Origin of the sequence: Nocardioides sp. (assembly GCF_964228225.1) — a bacterium.
Lineage (GTDB): Bacteria > Actinomycetota > Actinomycetes > Propionibacteriales > Nocardioidaceae > Nocardioides.
Map to the genome: position 1 here is coordinate 1 of NZ_CAXQZB010000065.1, position 15,415 is coordinate 15,415.

General features: G+C 75.1%; 17 protein-coding genes. 4 read left to right on the top strand and 13 right to left on the bottom strand.

The window, feature by feature from the left end:
* Positions 1 to 40: 40 nt before the first annotated feature.
* The 5 genes from ACERUJ_RS16310 to ACERUJ_RS16330 all read right to left on the bottom strand — a co-directional run bounded on the left by ACERUJ_RS16310 (position 41) and on the right by ACERUJ_RS16330 (position 5,279).
* Positions 41 to 703: a DUF305 domain-containing protein gene (locus tag ACERUJ_RS16310; protein ID WP_370249876.1), complete on the bottom strand. Its 663-nt coding sequence runs from the start codon at positions 701 to 703 to the stop codon at positions 41 to 43.
* Positions 696 to 2,210 (bottom strand): LVIVD repeat-containing protein, encoded by a 1,515-nt coding sequence (locus ACERUJ_RS16315; RefSeq protein ID WP_370249877.1) that lies wholly within the window; start codon positions 2,208 to 2,210, stop codon positions 696 to 698. The genes ACERUJ_RS16310 and ACERUJ_RS16315 overlap by 8 nt, the downstream gene beginning before the upstream one ends.
* A 231-nt stretch (positions 2,211 to 2,441) precedes the next feature.
* Positions 2,442 to 3,608, bottom strand: a complete 1,167-nt coding sequence (locus ACERUJ_RS16320; RefSeq protein ID WP_370249878.1) for a GrpB family protein — start codon at positions 3,606 to 3,608, stop codon at positions 2,442 to 2,444.
* Positions 3,605 to 4,867: an RNA polymerase sigma factor gene (locus ACERUJ_RS16325; RefSeq protein ID WP_370249879.1), complete on the bottom strand. Its 1,263-nt coding sequence runs from the start codon at positions 4,865 to 4,867 to the stop codon at positions 3,605 to 3,607. Before ACERUJ_RS16325 ends, ACERUJ_RS16320 begins: the two co-directional genes overlap by 4 nt.
* A gap of 4 nt (positions 4,868 to 4,871) precedes the next feature.
* On the bottom strand, positions 4,872 to 5,279 hold the full coding sequence (locus ACERUJ_RS16330) for a YciI family protein (protein ID WP_370249880.1): 408 nt from the start codon (positions 5,277 to 5,279) through the stop codon (positions 4,872 to 4,874).
* A 157-nt stretch (positions 5,280 to 5,436) separates the two neighbouring features.
* Between ACERUJ_RS16330 and ACERUJ_RS16335 the strand changes: the two genes are divergently transcribed.
* Complete coding sequence (locus ACERUJ_RS16335) at positions 5,437 to 5,952, top strand: hypothetical protein (RefSeq protein ID WP_370249881.1); 516 nt, start codon at positions 5,437 to 5,439, stop codon at positions 5,950 to 5,952.
* A gap of 9 nt (positions 5,953 to 5,961) precedes the next feature.
* Here ACERUJ_RS16335 and ACERUJ_RS16340 read toward each other — a convergent pair whose 3' ends face one another.
* From ACERUJ_RS16340 to ACERUJ_RS16365, 6 genes are all read right to left on the bottom strand, one after another.
* On the bottom strand, positions 5,962 to 6,540 hold the full coding sequence (locus ACERUJ_RS16340) for a TMEM165/GDT1 family protein (protein ID WP_370249882.1): 579 nt from the start codon (positions 6,538 to 6,540) through the stop codon (positions 5,962 to 5,964).
* 325 nt (positions 6,541 to 6,865) lie between these two features.
* Positions 6,866 to 7,264: a VOC family protein gene (locus ACERUJ_RS16345; protein WP_370249884.1), complete on the bottom strand. Its 399-nt coding sequence runs from the start codon at positions 7,262 to 7,264 to the stop codon at positions 6,866 to 6,868.
* Positions 7,261 to 8,319, bottom strand: a complete 1,059-nt coding sequence (locus ACERUJ_RS16350; RefSeq protein ID WP_370249886.1) for a GNAT family N-acetyltransferase — start codon at positions 8,317 to 8,319, stop codon at positions 7,261 to 7,263. The genes ACERUJ_RS16345 and ACERUJ_RS16350 overlap by 4 nt, the downstream gene beginning before the upstream one ends.
* A gap of 64 nt (positions 8,320 to 8,383) precedes the next feature.
* Positions 8,384 to 9,253 (bottom strand): hypothetical protein, encoded by an 870-nt coding sequence (locus tag ACERUJ_RS16355; protein ID WP_370249887.1) that lies wholly within the window; start codon positions 9,251 to 9,253, stop codon positions 8,384 to 8,386.
* Position 9,254: 1 nt separating this feature from the next.
* Positions 9,255 to 9,806, bottom strand: a complete 552-nt coding sequence (locus tag ACERUJ_RS16360) for a sigma-70 family RNA polymerase sigma factor (protein WP_370249889.1) — start codon at positions 9,804 to 9,806, stop codon at positions 9,255 to 9,257.
* Between the two features lie 86 nt (positions 9,807 to 9,892).
* Positions 9,893 to 10,663 carry a thioesterase family protein gene (locus tag ACERUJ_RS16365; RefSeq protein WP_370249890.1) on the bottom strand — a complete coding sequence of 257 codons (771 nt, stop codon included), beginning with the start codon at positions 10,661 to 10,663 and terminating at the stop codon, positions 9,893 to 9,895.
* A 59-nt stretch (positions 10,664 to 10,722) separates the two neighbouring features.
* Between ACERUJ_RS16365 and ACERUJ_RS16370 the strand changes: the two genes are divergently transcribed.
* Positions 10,723 to 11,391: a class I SAM-dependent methyltransferase gene (locus tag ACERUJ_RS16370; protein WP_370249891.1), complete on the top strand. Its 669-nt coding sequence runs from the start codon at positions 10,723 to 10,725 to the stop codon at positions 11,389 to 11,391.
* 29 nt (positions 11,392 to 11,420) lie between these two features.
* Here ACERUJ_RS16370 and ACERUJ_RS16375 read toward each other — a convergent pair whose 3' ends face one another.
* On the bottom strand, positions 11,421 to 12,794 hold the full coding sequence (locus ACERUJ_RS16375; RefSeq protein ID WP_370249892.1) for a sensor histidine kinase: 1,374 nt from the start codon (positions 12,792 to 12,794) through the stop codon (positions 11,421 to 11,423).
* The gene (locus ACERUJ_RS16380; RefSeq protein ID WP_370249893.1) at positions 12,791 to 13,468 is read right to left on the bottom strand and encodes a response regulator transcription factor; all 678 of its coding nucleotides are present in this window, start codon (positions 13,466 to 13,468) and stop codon (positions 12,791 to 12,793) included. Before ACERUJ_RS16380 ends, ACERUJ_RS16375 begins: the two co-directional genes overlap by 4 nt.
* 103 nt (positions 13,469 to 13,571) lie before the next feature.
* Here ACERUJ_RS16380 and ACERUJ_RS16385 point away from each other — a divergent pair, with 103 nt between their 5' ends.
* Complete coding sequence (locus ACERUJ_RS16385) at positions 13,572 to 14,477, top strand: hypothetical protein (protein ID WP_370249894.1); 906 nt, start codon at positions 13,572 to 13,574, stop codon at positions 14,475 to 14,477.
* A gap of 121 nt (positions 14,478 to 14,598) precedes the next feature.
* Entirely contained in the window at positions 14,599 to 15,375 is a 777-nt protein-coding gene (locus ACERUJ_RS16390) for a carbonic anhydrase (protein ID WP_370249895.1), read from the top strand.
* The last annotated feature ends 40 nt before the right edge of the window (positions 15,376 to 15,415 follow it).

Sequence of the window (15,415 nt, forward strand, 5' to 3'; positions counted from 1 at the left end):
GCGCGGCACTCCGGGTGGGCTCAGGTCCGCCCTTCCCGCGTCAGGGAGCCGGGAGCGGAGTGGCGCCGAGGCTGCGCAGGACGGCGGTCATGGTGCCGATCTCCTCCAGCTGCGCGGCGGCGATGCCCTCGGCCGCGGCGCGGGTGGTGGTGAGGGGGGCCAGGGCGAGGGCGTCGTCGACCATCAGCAGCGCGCCCTGGTGGTGGCGGATCATCAGCTGCAGGAACAGCCGGTCGAACGCCGCGCCGGTGACCCGCGTGAGCCGGGCCAGGTCGGCGGTCGACGCCGCCCCCGGCATGGCCGCCATCCCCGCCATCCCCGACATCTCGGACATCCCGGGCGTCCCCGACGCCCCGGAGCCGGCCCAGGCCATCGGACGCGCCGCGAACCCCGGCTCCCCCCACAGCCGCAGCCAGCCGCGCAGCAGCCCCAGCTCCTGGCTCTGGGTGCCGAGGATCGACGCCGCGACGGCCCGCACCGTCGGCGTCGCCCGGGTGAGGGCGAGTCCGGCCATGAGCACCGCCTGGTCGTGGTGGGCGGCCATGTCCTGCGCGAAGCCGACGTCGACGGCCGCCGGTGCGCCCGGCGCCGGCGCGGGGCCGGCGACGTCGGGTGCGGACACGCGGCCGAGCAGGACCCCGAGCCCGAGGACCAGCGCGACCCCGACCGCGATCACGCCGGCCCGCGTGCGCCGCTCAGCCACGGGGCCAGGAGCGCCGGTCGAGCTTCACGACGTAGAGCCCCGAGGAGGCGTCGGAGTAGAACACCAGCCGCCGGGCGGGGTCGAAGGCCGGCTGCGACATCGCGGTGTTGCCGGGCAGCAGGTCCAGCGGTCGGCCGGCGAAGGGCGGCGCCACGAAGTAGCCGATCTCGCGCGGGTTCCGCACGTCGCGGATGTCGAAGATGCGCAGCCCCGAGTTGATCGCCGAGCAGGCCACGATCGTGGGGTCGGTGGTGCGCGGCACGGCGCAGTAGTGGAAGGCGTTGCCGAGGATCCGGGTGGGCTGGAGCGGCGAGGGGTCGTTCTGCGCGCGCCGGTGCTCCACCGGCATGTTCACCGCCAGCCGGAGGTCGGAGACGATCCGGGGCCGACGCGGGTCCTCGACGTCGATGATGCGCGCCGCCCCCGCCCGGTTGGCCACCGTGGCGGGATTGAATCGGAAGGCGAACTCGTCGAACTCGATGAGGTAGGACCGGCCGCCGCTGGTGAACGGGATGGTGTTCTGCGGGATCGACACCGTGCGCCAGGAGATGCGCGACAGGTCGCGCACCTGCGGGTCGGGGCGTCGGTCCTGGATGGCGGACACGTCGAGCAGGCCGAGGTTGCCGTTGATCGGGTCGGTCTGGAACAGCGTGTCGCCGTCGGGGGAGACCGTGAGGCCGTGACTGAAGTACCCGCCGCGCCACAGCTCGCGCGGCGCCGTCGGGTCGGCGACGTCGAAGGCGTAGATGTACCCCGCGCCGCCGGCGACCCAGACCGTGCGTCCGTCCGGGCTCCACCCGGACTCGTGGCCGGTGGCGATCGGGGTGAGGGAGAGCAGCCGCGGGTGTCGACAGTCCCGGGCCACGCTGTAGAGGTCGAGGGTGCCGGGCAGCGTCAGACCGTTGCCGACGGCGGCGGCGAGCAGGCCGCGCCCGGGGTGGAGGTTCAGGGACTCGTGCGGAGCGAGCATGCCCGGCGTCGTCAGGGTGGCGGTCACGCGCGGACGGCGCGGGTCGGTGACGTCGACGACCTTGGTGCCGACCGTCGGCCCGGCCAGCAGGCTCAGCACGTTGGCCGGACCGCTGAAAGAGGTGTCGTAGTAGAGGCAGGTGCGTCCGGCGCGGTCGGTGTAGCGCCACACCCGGAACCCGCCGGGGGTGGGCACCCGCGCGACCCACCGGGTGTTGCAGGTCCAGCCCCGACGTCCGCCCGGGGCGTCGAGCGCGGCCTGCGGGACCCGGCCCTGGGTGCCGGCCAACGGTCGCGACCCGGCTCCGCACCGGGCGCGGGGCACGGCGCGCAGCCGCGGCGCCGGGGCGATCACGGGCCGCTTCTGATCGGCCAGCTGCGCCCCGGTGAGTGCGGTGAGGGCCTCGAGGTCGTTGAGCGGCAGCTCCGGACCCTGCAACCCCCCGCCCTCAGCGGCACGAGCGGTCACCGCCGCCCCCGGGACCCCCAGGCACAGCAGCAGCAGGAGCACGAGCAGCGGACGACGACGCAGCGGCATGGCCGGACGCTAACAGCGACCGTGACCGCGGTCACGCGACAGCCGTAGGCGTCGACGTCGTCCCTCGACTCACGGACGCCTCCTCGACGAACGAGGCCCGCCAGCCCCACGGTCGTCGAGGAGCGAAGCGAAGCGAGCGTCACGCGACGCCCGCACCCACCGAGCACGTCCACCGAAGACTCCCCCGCCTCAGCACGTCGAGCGTGGGCGGCCGCGGTCGCAGGGCGACCGTCAGGGGAGGTGGACCAGGGTCAGGTGGCGGTGGTCCGTGATGGGCCCGCCCCAGAGGGCGGGGTCGGTCAGGTCCTGCTGCACGGGCTCGAACCCGGTCCGTGCGACCAGGGTCGCCACCTCGGTGGCGGTGAGCCCGGCACCGGTGTGCCAGCGGCCCTCGACGAGCACCAGTCGGCCGCCGGGGGCGAGCAGCCGCACCCAGCGGCGCACCGCCGCGGCCGGATCCGGGAGCGCCCACAGCACGTGCCGCGCCACGACGACCTCGTAGGCCGCGGGCGCGAGGGGCGGGGTGGCGGCGTCGCCGAGCAGGAACCTCGCCTGCGGCACCTTGGCCCGGGCGAGGTCGAGCATGCGGGGGGAGACGTCGAGGCCGTCCGCGCCGCGGGCACCGTGTCCGAGCCCGAGGAGCAGGTCGGTGAGGGTGCCGGTGCCGCAGCCGAGGTCGGCGATGCGGCTGCCGGCGGCCGGCACGGGCAGTAGGCCGGCCAGCAGGTCGCGCCAGGCGGCGCGCACGGCGGGGTGGCGCAGCCCGTGGTCGGGCTCGTCGTCGAAGGCCTCCGCCTGGGCGTCCCACTCCTCCTGCACCGCCCGGGTGCGGGCGCGGTCGGGATCGTTGAGCCGCCAGATCTCCTCCCGCTCCGCGACGGTGAGCCCGCTGAGAGCGAGGGCCTGCTGCACCACCGCCGACTTGCGGGCCAGGTACTCCTCGATGCGCAGGCCCGGCTCGGAGGCCAGGGCCAGCTTCACCGCGCCGTAGGCGTCGCGCAGGTCCGGGCGGGCGCGCAGCACCTCCCGCAGCGCCAGGTGGTTGCGCACGTGCAGCGTCCCGCGCACGCACACGTACACGTGGCGCGCCATCTCCCCCGCCGGCGCGGCCGGCGGGTGGAAGGCCTCCCGATCGGTGACGCCGAGGTCGCCGCGGTGGCGGTAGCCCAGGCCCTCCAGTGCGGCGACGGCGGCCGGCACCTGGTCGCGCGACACCACGACGTCGACGTCGAGGATCGGCTTGGCCGCCAGCCCCGGCACCGACGTCGATCCCACGTGCTCGATCTCGACCCCCGGCAGGTGGGCGAGCGCGGGCCGCAGCGAAGCGGCCAGGGCCTCGAAGGCCGCCGGCCACTCCTCACGCCAGGGGACGACCTCGATGCCGGCTGGGGTGGTCACCGGTCGATCGTCCCCGGCGCCCACCTCGGGAAACCCGGAGGCTGCGGCGGTGGGTCCGGTCGACTCGCGTCCCGGCCGGCGAGGTCCGCGCAGCGGGCCGCCTGCCGGGCGAGGTGGTCGCGCTCGGCGACGCTGCCGGCGCGCTCGGCGGCGCGGCGGTAGTGCCGGGCGGCCGTGGCCGCGTCCCCGGCGCGTTCGAGCAGGTGGGCCCGGACGGCGTCGTGGCGCGGCACGGTGTCGGCGACCTGCTGCAGCGCCGTCAGTCCCGCGTGCGGCCCGTCGGCCTCGCCCACGGCCACGGCTCGGTTGAGCAGCACCACGGGACTCGCCGCCGTGAGGCGGACCAGCTCGTCGAACCACTCCACGATCTGCGGCCAGTCGGTGTCGGCCACGTCCTGCGCGTCGGCGTGCAGGGCCGCGATGGCCGCCTGGGCCTGGTACTCCCCGAGGCGGTCGCGGGCCAGGGCGCGCTGCAGCACCTCGATGCCCTCCACGATGAGCGCGGTGTTCCACGTGGAACGGTCCTGGGCCGCCAGGGGCACCAGCGCGCCCCCGGCGGTGAAGCGGGCCGGTCGACGGGCGTGGTGGAGCAGCATGAGGGCGAGCAGGCCCTGCGCCTCGGGGTCGTCGGTGAGACCGGCCAGTTCGCGGGTGGGCCGGATCGCCTCGGCCGCGAGGTCGACGTCGCCCCCGTGGCCCTCGTTGAACACCAGGTACAGCACGCGCAGCACCGTGCTCAGGTCCCCCGGGACGTCGAGGCGCCGGCCCGCCACCGTGCGGCGTGCGCGGCTGATCCGCTGCGCCATGGTGGGCTCGGGCACCAGGTAGGCGGCGGCGATCTGGCGGGTGGTGAGGCCGGCGACGGCACGCAGGGTGAGCGCGACCGCCGAGGCCGGCGTCAGCGCGGGATGGGCGCAGCGGAAGAACAGCGCCAGCGTGTCGTCCCGCGAGGCCACGTCGCCGGGCGGGGGCTCCTCCCCCGCCCGCTCCTCCCGGAGCCGGCGCGCCCGCTCGGCCCGGACGACGTCGAGGTGCCGCCGCCAGCCGACCGTGACCAACCACGCCTGCGGATCCCGCGGCGGCTCCTGCGCCCACCCCCGCACGGCCTCGACGAGGGCCTCCTGCACGGCGTCCTCGGCGTCGGCCTCCGGCACCCCGCGGCGGCGCAGGGCGGCGACGGCGGCCGCCGCATGGCCGGCGTCGACGGCCTGCGCCACGAGCCGACCCGCGACCTCGGCCCCCGCTGCGCCCTCGCGCACCGGCCTAGTCCTCGATGCGCGGCGGCTCGGTGAGGAACGGTCGCACCTCGAGCCACTCGTTGATCACCTCGCCGCCGTGGCCGGGCGACGCCGAGAGCTCGGCGGCCAGCTCGTAGGCGCGCTCCTGGGAGTCGACGTCGATGATCATCCAGCCGGCGATGAGGTCCTTGGTCTCCGCGAAGGGACCGTCCACGACCGGCGGGCGCCCCTCCCCGCCCGAGGCCACCCACGCGCCGGTGGGGGCGAGGGCCTGGGCGTCGACGAACTCACCACTCGCCTGCAGCCGGGCGGCGAAGTCGCGCATGTACGCCATGTGGTCCTCGACCTCCTGGGGGGACCAGTGCTGCATCTCGACGTCGTTGCTGGGCGCGGGGGCGCCGCGGTAGTGCTTGAGCAGCAGGTACTTCGCCATCTCGGTGTCCTCACCGTCGCGGGCGACCCCGACGGTCGCCCTCTCGCCCCGTGGTCGGAGCCGACCCGGCGTTCTCGACATCCTGCCCCGGATCGGATCCGACGATCACGACGACGGCTCTGGTCAGGACGGGCGTCGAGCCACCACACTGCCGCTCATGCGCACCCCTCGTGTCCTCCCTGCCCTGGTCGCCCTCACCGGCTCCGTGCTCGCGGCCGCGCTCCTGGCCGCGCCGGCCCGGGCGGGCACGGCCACCATCGAGGACCCGCTCGGCGACGGCGTGCCGACCCAGGACCTCACCACGGTGCAGCTGCTCAACACCGCTACCGAGTTCCGGATCACCGCCACCGTGGAGGGACTGCGGGCCGGTCCGCAGCAGCTGCTCTCCGCCGAGGTCCGCAGCGCGAGCGGTGAGGTGTACACCGTCGTCACGGTGCGCTCCAAGGACGGCGAGGTGAGCACCGACGTGCTGCGCCCGGCCGGCATGGACCCGATCCCGTGCGACGAGCGGGCCCGGTGGCGGCTGCGCATCGACCGCATCGTGGTGCGGGTGCCCCGCGGCTGTCTCGACGACGGCGGCCCGCTGCGGGTGCGGCTCGCCGTCGGGTTCGGGGACGGCGGCAGCGGCGACCCCACCGACGTCACCCGCACCCGTCGGGTGGTCCAGGACTGAGCCCCCGGCTCAGAGCCAGCCGGCGCCGTCGGCAATGAGCAGCAGCCCGAACAGCGCGAACAGCGCGGCCGCGCCGTAGGAGATCGCCTTCTCGGGCAGCCGGCGGCCGAGCACCGCGCCGACGCCGAGGGCGAGCGCGTCGGCCGCCACCATGCCCAGCGTCGAGCCGAGCCAGGTGCCGAACCAGCCCTCGCGGGTGGCCAGGGTGATCGTCGCGAGCATGGTCTTGTCGCCGAGCTCGGCGAGGAAGAAGGCGACGCCGACGGCGAGGATCGCGGTGCGGGTGGCGGCGCGGGCCTTGCCGGCCTCGGCCTCGGTGAGCTCGTCGCCGCGCAGGGTCCAGGCGGCGAAGCCGAGGAACGCGACACCGGCGGCCACGGCGATGCCGGACTGGTAGTCGGCGAAGGCGTCGCCGATGAGCGCTCCGATCGCCACCGAGGCCAGGTGCACGAGGGCGGTGGCGGCGGTGATGCCGATCAGCACGTCGCGCGCCCGGTACCGGGCGGCGAAGGTCATCGCCAGGAGCTGGGACTTGTCACCGAGCTCGGCGACGAAGATGACGGCGGTGGACAGCAGGAAGGCGTACATCGGGTTCCTCTCGGCGCCGGGGCCGAGGGGGTCCGCCTGGACGGCTCTCGGCCAGGCGCCCTGATGGGTCGGATCACTGGCCGAAAGTCTCGTCCGCCACCGTGACCGGTGGCCCGCCGCGCCGGAGCCGTCCGCCGGAGCGGGGGCTCAGTGTGTCGACACGACTGTTGGGGACTACTCCCTTTCGTCGCCGACCTTACGCCGCCGCCCTCCCCACCGGTCCGCGGGGGTCGCCGGGGGGACGTTGCAACTAGCGAAATTGGCAGGCACCTGCGTCCCGGAGGACCAGGTGCCTGCCAATTTCGCTAGTTGCGACGGAGAACCGCTACCCCCCGGCGAGCTCGGCGCGCGAGCGGAGCACGCAGAACTCGTTGCCCTCGGGGTCGGCGAGGATCCACCAGCCCGAGCCCGGGCCGTGGATGCCGCGGTGGTCGGCGACGAGGGTGGCGCCGTGGGCGAGCAGCCGGGCCGCCTCGTCGTCGCGGGTGCCGGTGCGGGGGCGCAGGTCCAGGTGGAGACGGTTCTTGGTGGTCTTCGGACCGTCGGGCACCTCGATGAACAGCAGGGTGTGGCCGGTGTCGGGATCGCGGATGAGGCACTCCTCGTGGCCCGGGAGGTTCGGGTCCGCGGGGTCCTGCTCGTAGCCGAGCACGCCCTCCCACCAGCGGGACAGGGCGTGGGCGTCGGCGCAGTCGATGGTCGTGTGCGACACGAAGGACGTCATCGCCCCATCCGATCACGTGCGTCCTCCGGCACGGCCCGCACCCACCGGCGCCAGCCCTGCTGCGGCGTGTATCCGGCCGCGGCCCACCAGGCCCGACCGGCGTCGTTGTCCTCGAGCACCATCGCCTCGATGCGGGTGGCGCCCAGACGCCGGAGTCGCTCCTCGGCCGCCGCCACCAGCCGTCGGGCGTGGCCCCGGCGGCGATGCTCCGGGGCGACCGCGAGGCGGTACAGCCGCGCCCGCCACCCGTCCCACCCCGCGACGACGCTGCCGAGCACCTCGCCGTCCGCCTCCAGCACCAGCAGTGCCTGCGGATCCCGGGCCAGCAGGGCCCGCACCGTGTCCGCGGAGTCGGCGGGCCGGTCGGCGTTCTCGGCGGCGCGGGCCCACAGGGCGAGCACGGCGTCGACGTCCTCCGGCACCGCCGGCCGCAGCCGGGGCGTGGCCAGCGCCGCCGCCACCGCGGTCGCAGGGCTGGCGAGCACCGGCACGGGGTGGTCCGTGAGCAGCGGCACCGCGCCCGCCATGCTCGCCTGGGCCAGCACGACGACGTCGGCGGCGCAGGCCCGCACGGCCGTGGCGATGCGGTCGGCGTAGGCGTCGTGGTCGCCGGCCTCGAAGGCGTCCCACGCCCCGGCCACAAGCAGCTCGACGATCTCGCCGGCCGCCCCCTCCTGCTCCAGCAGGGCCCGCGTCGGGGCGAGGGTGGACTCGAGCGCGGCGACGAGGGCGATCCGGCCCGTCCCGGCCAGCGCGACGGCGCGGGCCGCCATCGGTCGGTCCACCCGCAGCACCGGCACCGCCGAAGTGCTGGCACCCTCGGCGAGCGCGGCGATGGTGGAGCAGGTGCAGACCACGACGTCGACCTCGGCCCGCAGCTGCTCCACCGCCGCGGTGACGGCCGCCGCCAGCGCCTCGGAGTCGGTGCCACCGGCCCGCGCGGCGTCCAGCAGGTCGGGGCACACCGCGTGACGCCCGGGGCCCCCGCCCTGCCGGGCCAGCAGCGCCTCGAAGGTGGCGACATGGGTCTCGGCTGTGTGGAGGAACCCGATCACCCTCCGACCCTGACCGCTCGGGGCCGGGCACGCAACGCGATTCCCGGCCCCGAGCACGGCGGGATCAGCGCCAGACCGGGTCCATCGCGACCGCGGCCAGCTCGTCACCGGTGAAGGGCGGCAGCGGGCGGGTGGGCACCGCGTCCTTCTCCAGCGGGGCGTTGAGCGCGGTGACGGTGATGGTCGTGCCGTCCGGGGCGACGTAGTGGGCCAGTGTCGTGACGATCCCGCCCTGCTCCTGCTGCGCCTCGAGCACGGCGACGAAACCGCCGCCCTCGACATCCGCGCAGCGGGCGACGCCGCACAGCTCCCGCACGTCCTCCAGCGTCGCGCCCGGGGCGTTCGGGTCCGGGGCCTCGACGATGACACTCACCTCGGCCCGGCCCTGCCCGTCGTCCCACACCAGGCTGCCGTAGGGGATCTCGGGCGACTCCGGGATCGGGACCAGGCCGGTCGTCCCGTCGGGCAGGGTCCGGACCAGTCCGAGGTCGGCGTCCTCGGGCCGCCCCTGGAGCGGGAAGAGCGCCGTGCCCGGGCCGGGCAGCAACCGGGCCAGGATGCGCGCGGTCTGCTGGTCGGAGCGGACGACCACCTGACCGCCGTCCTCGCCGGCCGGGGACGGCGTGCCGGTCGCGGGGGCGGACGCGGCCGGGTCGCTGGCCACCGGCGTCGAACCCGGACGGGGCACCGGGTCGGCGTCGGGTCGCAGCACGGCGACCCCCGCGATCAGGGCGACGGCGGCCGCAGCCACCCCGAGCCCCTGCACCGCGCGGCGTCGCCGCAGCCGGCTGCGGCCCTCGCGGCGCACGTCCGCGAGGATCAGGTCGGTCGGGACCGCGAGGTGGTCGACCTCGCGGTGCATTAGGTCGGTGAGCAGGGCCCCGTCGCGGGGCAGGTCGGCGGGCAGGTCGGTGGGCAGGTGCGGATCAGTCATGTCAGGCCTCCAGTCGGGTGTCGGGCCCGAGCAGGTGCCGGGTCCGGTCGAGCGCGCGGCGGGTGCGGGTGCGCACCGCCGTCTCGGTGAGGGACAGGGCGGCCGCGGTGTCGGCCACCGAGCAGTCCAGGAAGAACCGCAGCACCAGCACGGCCCGGTCGGCCGGCGCGAGCGCCGCCAGGATGGCGCGCAGGTCGACCCGCTCCGCCAGCCCGACGACGTCGGCGTCGTCGCCCGCGCCGCCGTCGTGTCCGGCGGTGTCGACGGGCCGCTCGGCAGCACTGCGCCGCCGACGGGAGCTGATGAAGGTGCGCACCAGGGTGGTGCGGGCGTAGGCCACCGGGTTCTCGATGCGTCCCGCCCCGGCCCCCCGGCCCCAGGCGAGATAGACCTTGGTCAGCGCCTCCTGGACCAGGTCCTGGGCCAGGTGTGGGTCACCGCACAGCAGCACCGCGCTGCGGTACAGCGACGGGGTCGCGGCGCGCACGAACGCGTCGAACCCCTCCCCGCCCGGATCGGCACGGTCGCCCGTGCCGGTGTCGTCGCGGACCATCGGCCTCCCCCTCCTCCGGACCCGCCGTCGGCAGGCCCCTCATCCCTCTCGACGCGGTGGGATCACCGGGACGTGACACCCGATCCTCAACGGGGCCGCACGGTGAGGGCCTGGGCGCAGGTGCCCAGCGGGCCGGCGAGGTCGTGGACGACGCTGCTGGTGAGGCCCAGACCGTCGGCACCGAACGTGACCGTGGTGTCCAGGCCGAGCCACTCCCCGACCGGACGGCGGGTCAGGTGCACCGTGAGGTCGACGTTGGGGTAGGCGACCTCACGCGGGTCGGCGCGCACCGCCATGCCGTTGGCGATGTCGAGCAGCCCGATGAGCCGCGCCGGCTCGGCCACCGGCTCCTCGGCCACCAGCGGGAGCGGGGTGCGCACCCACACCCGCGCGCGACCGGGTCCGAGGTCCTCGCGCCGCACCTGCACCGAGGCGATGAACCCTCCCACCCACAGGGTCGTGGGATCCCAGGCCGGCAACGCCTCGGGCGGGGGCATCGTCGGGACCGGCGTGCCGGCGGTGCCGGCGCTGTCGCGCGGCTCCAGCAGCCACACCCGCGCGCGGACGACGTCGCGGCCCGACGCCGAGAGCCGGGCCTGGACCAGGTCGATGGTGCGCCCGGGCCGCACGACCTCTACCGCCACCTCGACCTCGCCGATCGCGACGGTGCCGAGGATGTCGTAGGACAGTCGGGCCATCACCAGTCCGGGGCGTCCGCGCTGCTCCTGGTCCTGGGCCACGGCGTGGGCGAGCAGACCCAGCGCGGGCGCGATGTGCTGCTCCTCCACGGCCCACGCACCCCCGGTGGCGGCGGTGGCGAGGAAGCGGTGCGGGCCGAGACGACGGAAGTAGGACACCCCCGCATCCTGCCCGGCGGTCCTCGGCGCCACGGCGCAGCGGCTCGTAAGGTGGGGTGATGCGACCGGGATCGGGTGGGGAGCAGCGACTCGACGGCGTGCGGGCGGCCTACGACACGGTCGCCGCCGACTACGCCGCCCACCTGCCCGACACCCGTGCCGAGACGCCGCTCGACCTGGCGATGGTGGCGGCGTTCCTCGCGGCGGTGACGCCTCCTGGCGGCGCGCCCACGGTGCTCGACGCCGGCTGCGGGGCCGGTCGGATGAGCCGCCACCTCGCCGCGCGGGGGGCCGCCGTGATCGGCCTGGACCTGTCCGAGGCGATGGTGCGCCAGGCCCGCACCCGTCGTCCCGACCTGCCGGTCCTGGTCGCCTCCCACACCGCCCTGCCCCTGCGCGCGGCGAGCGTCGACGGCGTGCTGCTGTGGTACTCCACCATCCACACCCCCGACGACCTCCAGCACCGGATCCACGCCGAGGTGCGGCGCGTCCTGCGCCCCGGCGGCCACGTGCTGGTGGGCTTCCAGGCCGGCAGCGGCACCCACGACGTCGCCCCGGCCTACCGACGTCACGGCCACGACGTCGTGCTGGAGCGCTACCGCCGGACCCCCGACCAGGAGGCGGCCTGGCTGCGCGCCGCGGGCCTGCACGAGGTCGCCCGGCTCGCACGGGACGCAGCGGGCGGCGAGAGCGATCCCCAGGCGATGGTGCTGGCCCGCCGGGCGTGACCCGCCGCCCGTCTCGGTCGATCAGCGTCTCAGGCGGGCTCCACCGCGGGCAGGCGCACCACGAACCGGGCGCCCCCGGTCTCGGCGTCCTCCACGTGCACCCGCCCCCCGCAGGTCACGACGACGTCGTGCACGATCGCCAGGCCCAGACCGGCCCCGCCGACATCACGCGACCGGGCCTCGTCGAGACGGGTGAAGCGCTCGAACACGCGCTCGCGTTCGTCCGGCGGCACGCCGGGGCCGTCGTCGGAGACAACCAGCTCGACCTCGCCGTCGCGCTCGGCCAGGGTGACGGTCACGGTGCTGCGGGCGTGACGCACGGCGTTGCGCAGCAGGTTGGCGACCACGCGGCCGAGCAGCACGGCGTCGCCGCGCACCTGGCCGGCGCCGACGCCGTGGCGATCCAGCACGATCCCGGGGTGCAGCCGCCGCATCCGGTCGACCTCGGTGTGCACGGCATCGTCGAGGTCGACGACCCGCAGGTCGGCGGGGTCGACGCCGTCGAGGCGGGCCAGCGTCAGCAGCGCGGTGACCAGACCCTCCATCCGCGCCTCCTCGGCCAGCACGTCCTCGGCCAGGGCCGCGACCGAGGTGGAGTCGGGGTGGCGCCGGGCGACCTCGGCGAGCTGGCGCAGCACCGCCAGCGGCGAGCGCAGCTCGTGCGAGGCGTCCGCGACGAAGCGTCGTTGGCCCCGCTGGAAGGCGTCGATGCGGTCGAGCATGTCGTTGAGGGTGGCCGCGAGCAGCGGGATCTCGTCGGCGCCCGCCGGCACGGGCAGACGCCGGTGCAGGTGCTCGGAGGTGATCGTGGCCGCCTCCCGGCGCATCGACTCCACCGGCCGCAGGGCACGGCCGACCACGAACCACACCGTCGCGCCGAGCAGCGCGATCCCGATGGGGACGGCGACCGCGAGGGCGCGGACCGCGCTGCGCGAGGCCGTCGTGACCTGCTCGGAGGCGCGCCCGGCCACCACGCTGCCGCCGGGGGCGTCGCGGGCCACGACGATGTACTCGTCGCCGAGCTCGGCCACCCGGACCTCCCCGCTGGATCCGGGCGCCTGGCTGATCGGGGTCGTCAGCTCGGGGTGGTCGGTGGCGCGGATCCGGCCCTGCTCGTCCAGGACCTGCACCAGCACGTCGTCCTGGCCCGTCACCGCGGCGGCCTGCGGGCTGGCACCCGCCTCCAGGCGCGCCACGACGGAGTCGGCCTGCTGGGCCGCGGACTCGGCGAGGGCGCTCTCGAGGTCGCTGCGCAGGGCGTGGAGGAAGAACAGCATGCCGATCCCGCCGATCACGGTGCCGACGAGCACGGCGGCAGCGGTGACCCGCACGCGCACCGGCGAGCGCCACCGGGTGGGACGGGCGGTGGGGGTCGGGGCGCTCACCCCGACCGGGGCGGTCACGGGGCCACCGTCCGCACCCGGTAGCCGCTGCCGCGCACGGTCTCGATCGTGGCGGTGCCGAAGGGTCGGTCGACCTTGCGGCGCAGGCGGGCGACGTAGACCTCCACGACGTTGGGGTCGCCGTCGAAGTCGAAGCCCCACACCGCGCCGAGCAGCTGCTCCTTGCTCACCACGAGGTCGCGGTTGCGCAGCAGCAGCTCGAGAACCGCGAACTCGCGGGCGGTCACCTCCACCACCGCCGACCCGCGGCGGACCTCGTGGGTGGCCGGATCGAGGGCGAGGTCGCCGACCGCCAACACGGCCGGTCGCTCGGTGACGCCGCGGCGGGCCAGGGAGCGCAGCCGCGCGAGCAGCACGTCGAAGCTGAACGGCTTGGTCACGTAGTCGTCGGCACCCACGTCGAGGCCGCTGACGGCGTCGGCGTCGGTGTCGCGCGCGGTGAGCATGACCACCGGCGTCCAGTCGCGCCGGGCGCGCAGCCGCCGGCACACCTCGAGCCCGTCGAGGACCGGGAGCATCACGTCGAGCACGATCACGGCGTAGTCGTGCTCCTCGGCGAACCACAGCGCCTCCGCGCCGTCGCCCGCCACGTCCACCGCATGGCCCTCGGCCACCAGCCCGGCCCGCAACGACGCCGCCAGCCGCGGCTCGTCCTCCACCACCAGGATGCGCACCCCCGGCCCCCTTCCCGCGGACCGCACGGCCCGTCGTCGCACTCCATCAGATCGCAACGGCCCTGTCAGGAACCTGACAGGTCGGGAACGCATCGTCGATGTCATGACCCCCCCGAACACACCCGCCGTGCCAGCAGCCGACCTCGACCTCGAGGAGATCGGCGCCCGAACGGGTCTGCTGGACACCGCGACCGAGGCGGCCGGCCACAAGCTGCCGCAGGTGACCCTGCTCTTCTGGGTCCTGAAGATCGCCGCCACCACCCTCGGCGAGACCGGCGGCGACATGTTCGCCCAGACCCTGAAGTTCGGCTACTTCCTCTCGACGATCGCGCTGTTCGCGATCTTCGTGCTGAGCCTGGTGGCCCAGCTGCGTTCCCGCAGCTACCACCCCGCCTTCTACTGGACCGTCATCCTCACCACCTCCATGGCCGGGACGACGATCAGCGACTTCATGAACCGCGACACCTCCTACCTCGCCCCGGGCACCGCCTCGCTGGGCTGGGGTCCGCAGGGTCTCGGGATCGGCTACCCGGTGGGCGCGGCCATCTTGTCCGCGATGCTGCTCGCCACCTTCGCGGTCTGGCGTGCGACCGGGCACCCGTTCGCGCTGGGGCGCATCACCGGCTTCCGCGCCGAGGTGCTGTTCTGGACCGCGATCCTGATCTCCAACACCCTGGGCACCTCGGTGGGCGACTTCCTGTCCGACTCCTCCGGCCTGGGCTACGCCGGCGGCGCCGCGCTGATCGCCGCCGTGCTCGCCGTCATCGCCGCGCTGTACAAGGTGCCCGCCGTGTCGAACGTCGTGCTGTTCTGGGCGGCCTTCGTGCTGACCCGGCCGCTGGGCGCGACCGTCGGCGACTTCTTCACCAAGCCGGTCGTCAAGGGCGGCCTGGGCCTGGGCACCTACGGCGCCTCCGCGGTGCTGCTGGTGATCCTGCTCGCCGGCATCGGCCACCTGACCCTGCAGCAGCGCCAGCGCCGCGAGGCACCGACCCCGGTCGCCGCCTGACCCTGCTCCACCTACTCGTCCACCCGCTCGTGCCCCCCCGACACCTGCGCGGGGGGACGACCCACGATTCCACCGGACCACTCGGTGCCGGTGTCCACCTGAGAAGAAGAGAGACTCCCCGATGCATCTGCGCCTCGCCCGTCGTACCGCGCTCGGCCTCGCCGCCGGCTCCGTCCTGATCGGTGGTGCGGCCGTGGCCGCCACCACCACCCCCTGGTCCTACTCCGGGGCCACCGGGCCGTCCCACTGGGGCTCCCTAGACCCCGCCTACACCACCTGCAGCGACGGCAGCGCGCAGTCGCCGATCGACCTGGCCAAGCCGGTGAAGAGCGACCTGGTGAACCTCGGCTTCACCTACCCCAGCGCGACCCTCGGCATCTTCGACACCGGCCACACCATCGAGGCCGAGCCGCTCGAGCCCGGCGCCGACACCCTCACCCTGAACAACAAGGCCTACACCTTCGCCCAGCTGCACTACCACGCGCCGTCGGAGCACACGATCAACGGCACGCACTACCCGCTGGAGATCCACTTCGTGCACAAGGCCGCCGACGGCCAGCTCGCCGTCGTCGGGGTGCTGGTGAAGCAGGGCGCCGAGAACGCCGCCTGGAAGCCGATCACCGACCGGATCGCCGCCGCCACCACCGACCCCGAGGCCGACCAGGTGGACGTCAACCTCGACACCCTGCTGCCGCGCTACCGCCGCAGCATCCGCTACGACGGCAGCCTCACCACCCCGCCGTGCAGCGAGGGTGTGAAGTGGAACGTGCTCGCCTACCCGATCGAGATGAGCGCCGCCCAGATCGCGGCCTTCACCCACGAGTACGCCGTCAACGCCCGCCCCACCCAGCCGCGCAACAACCGCGTGGTGCGCCTCGACGTCTCCCGCGACCACTGATCCACCCACCCGGCGGCAGGCGGATCAGCCCGATCCGCCT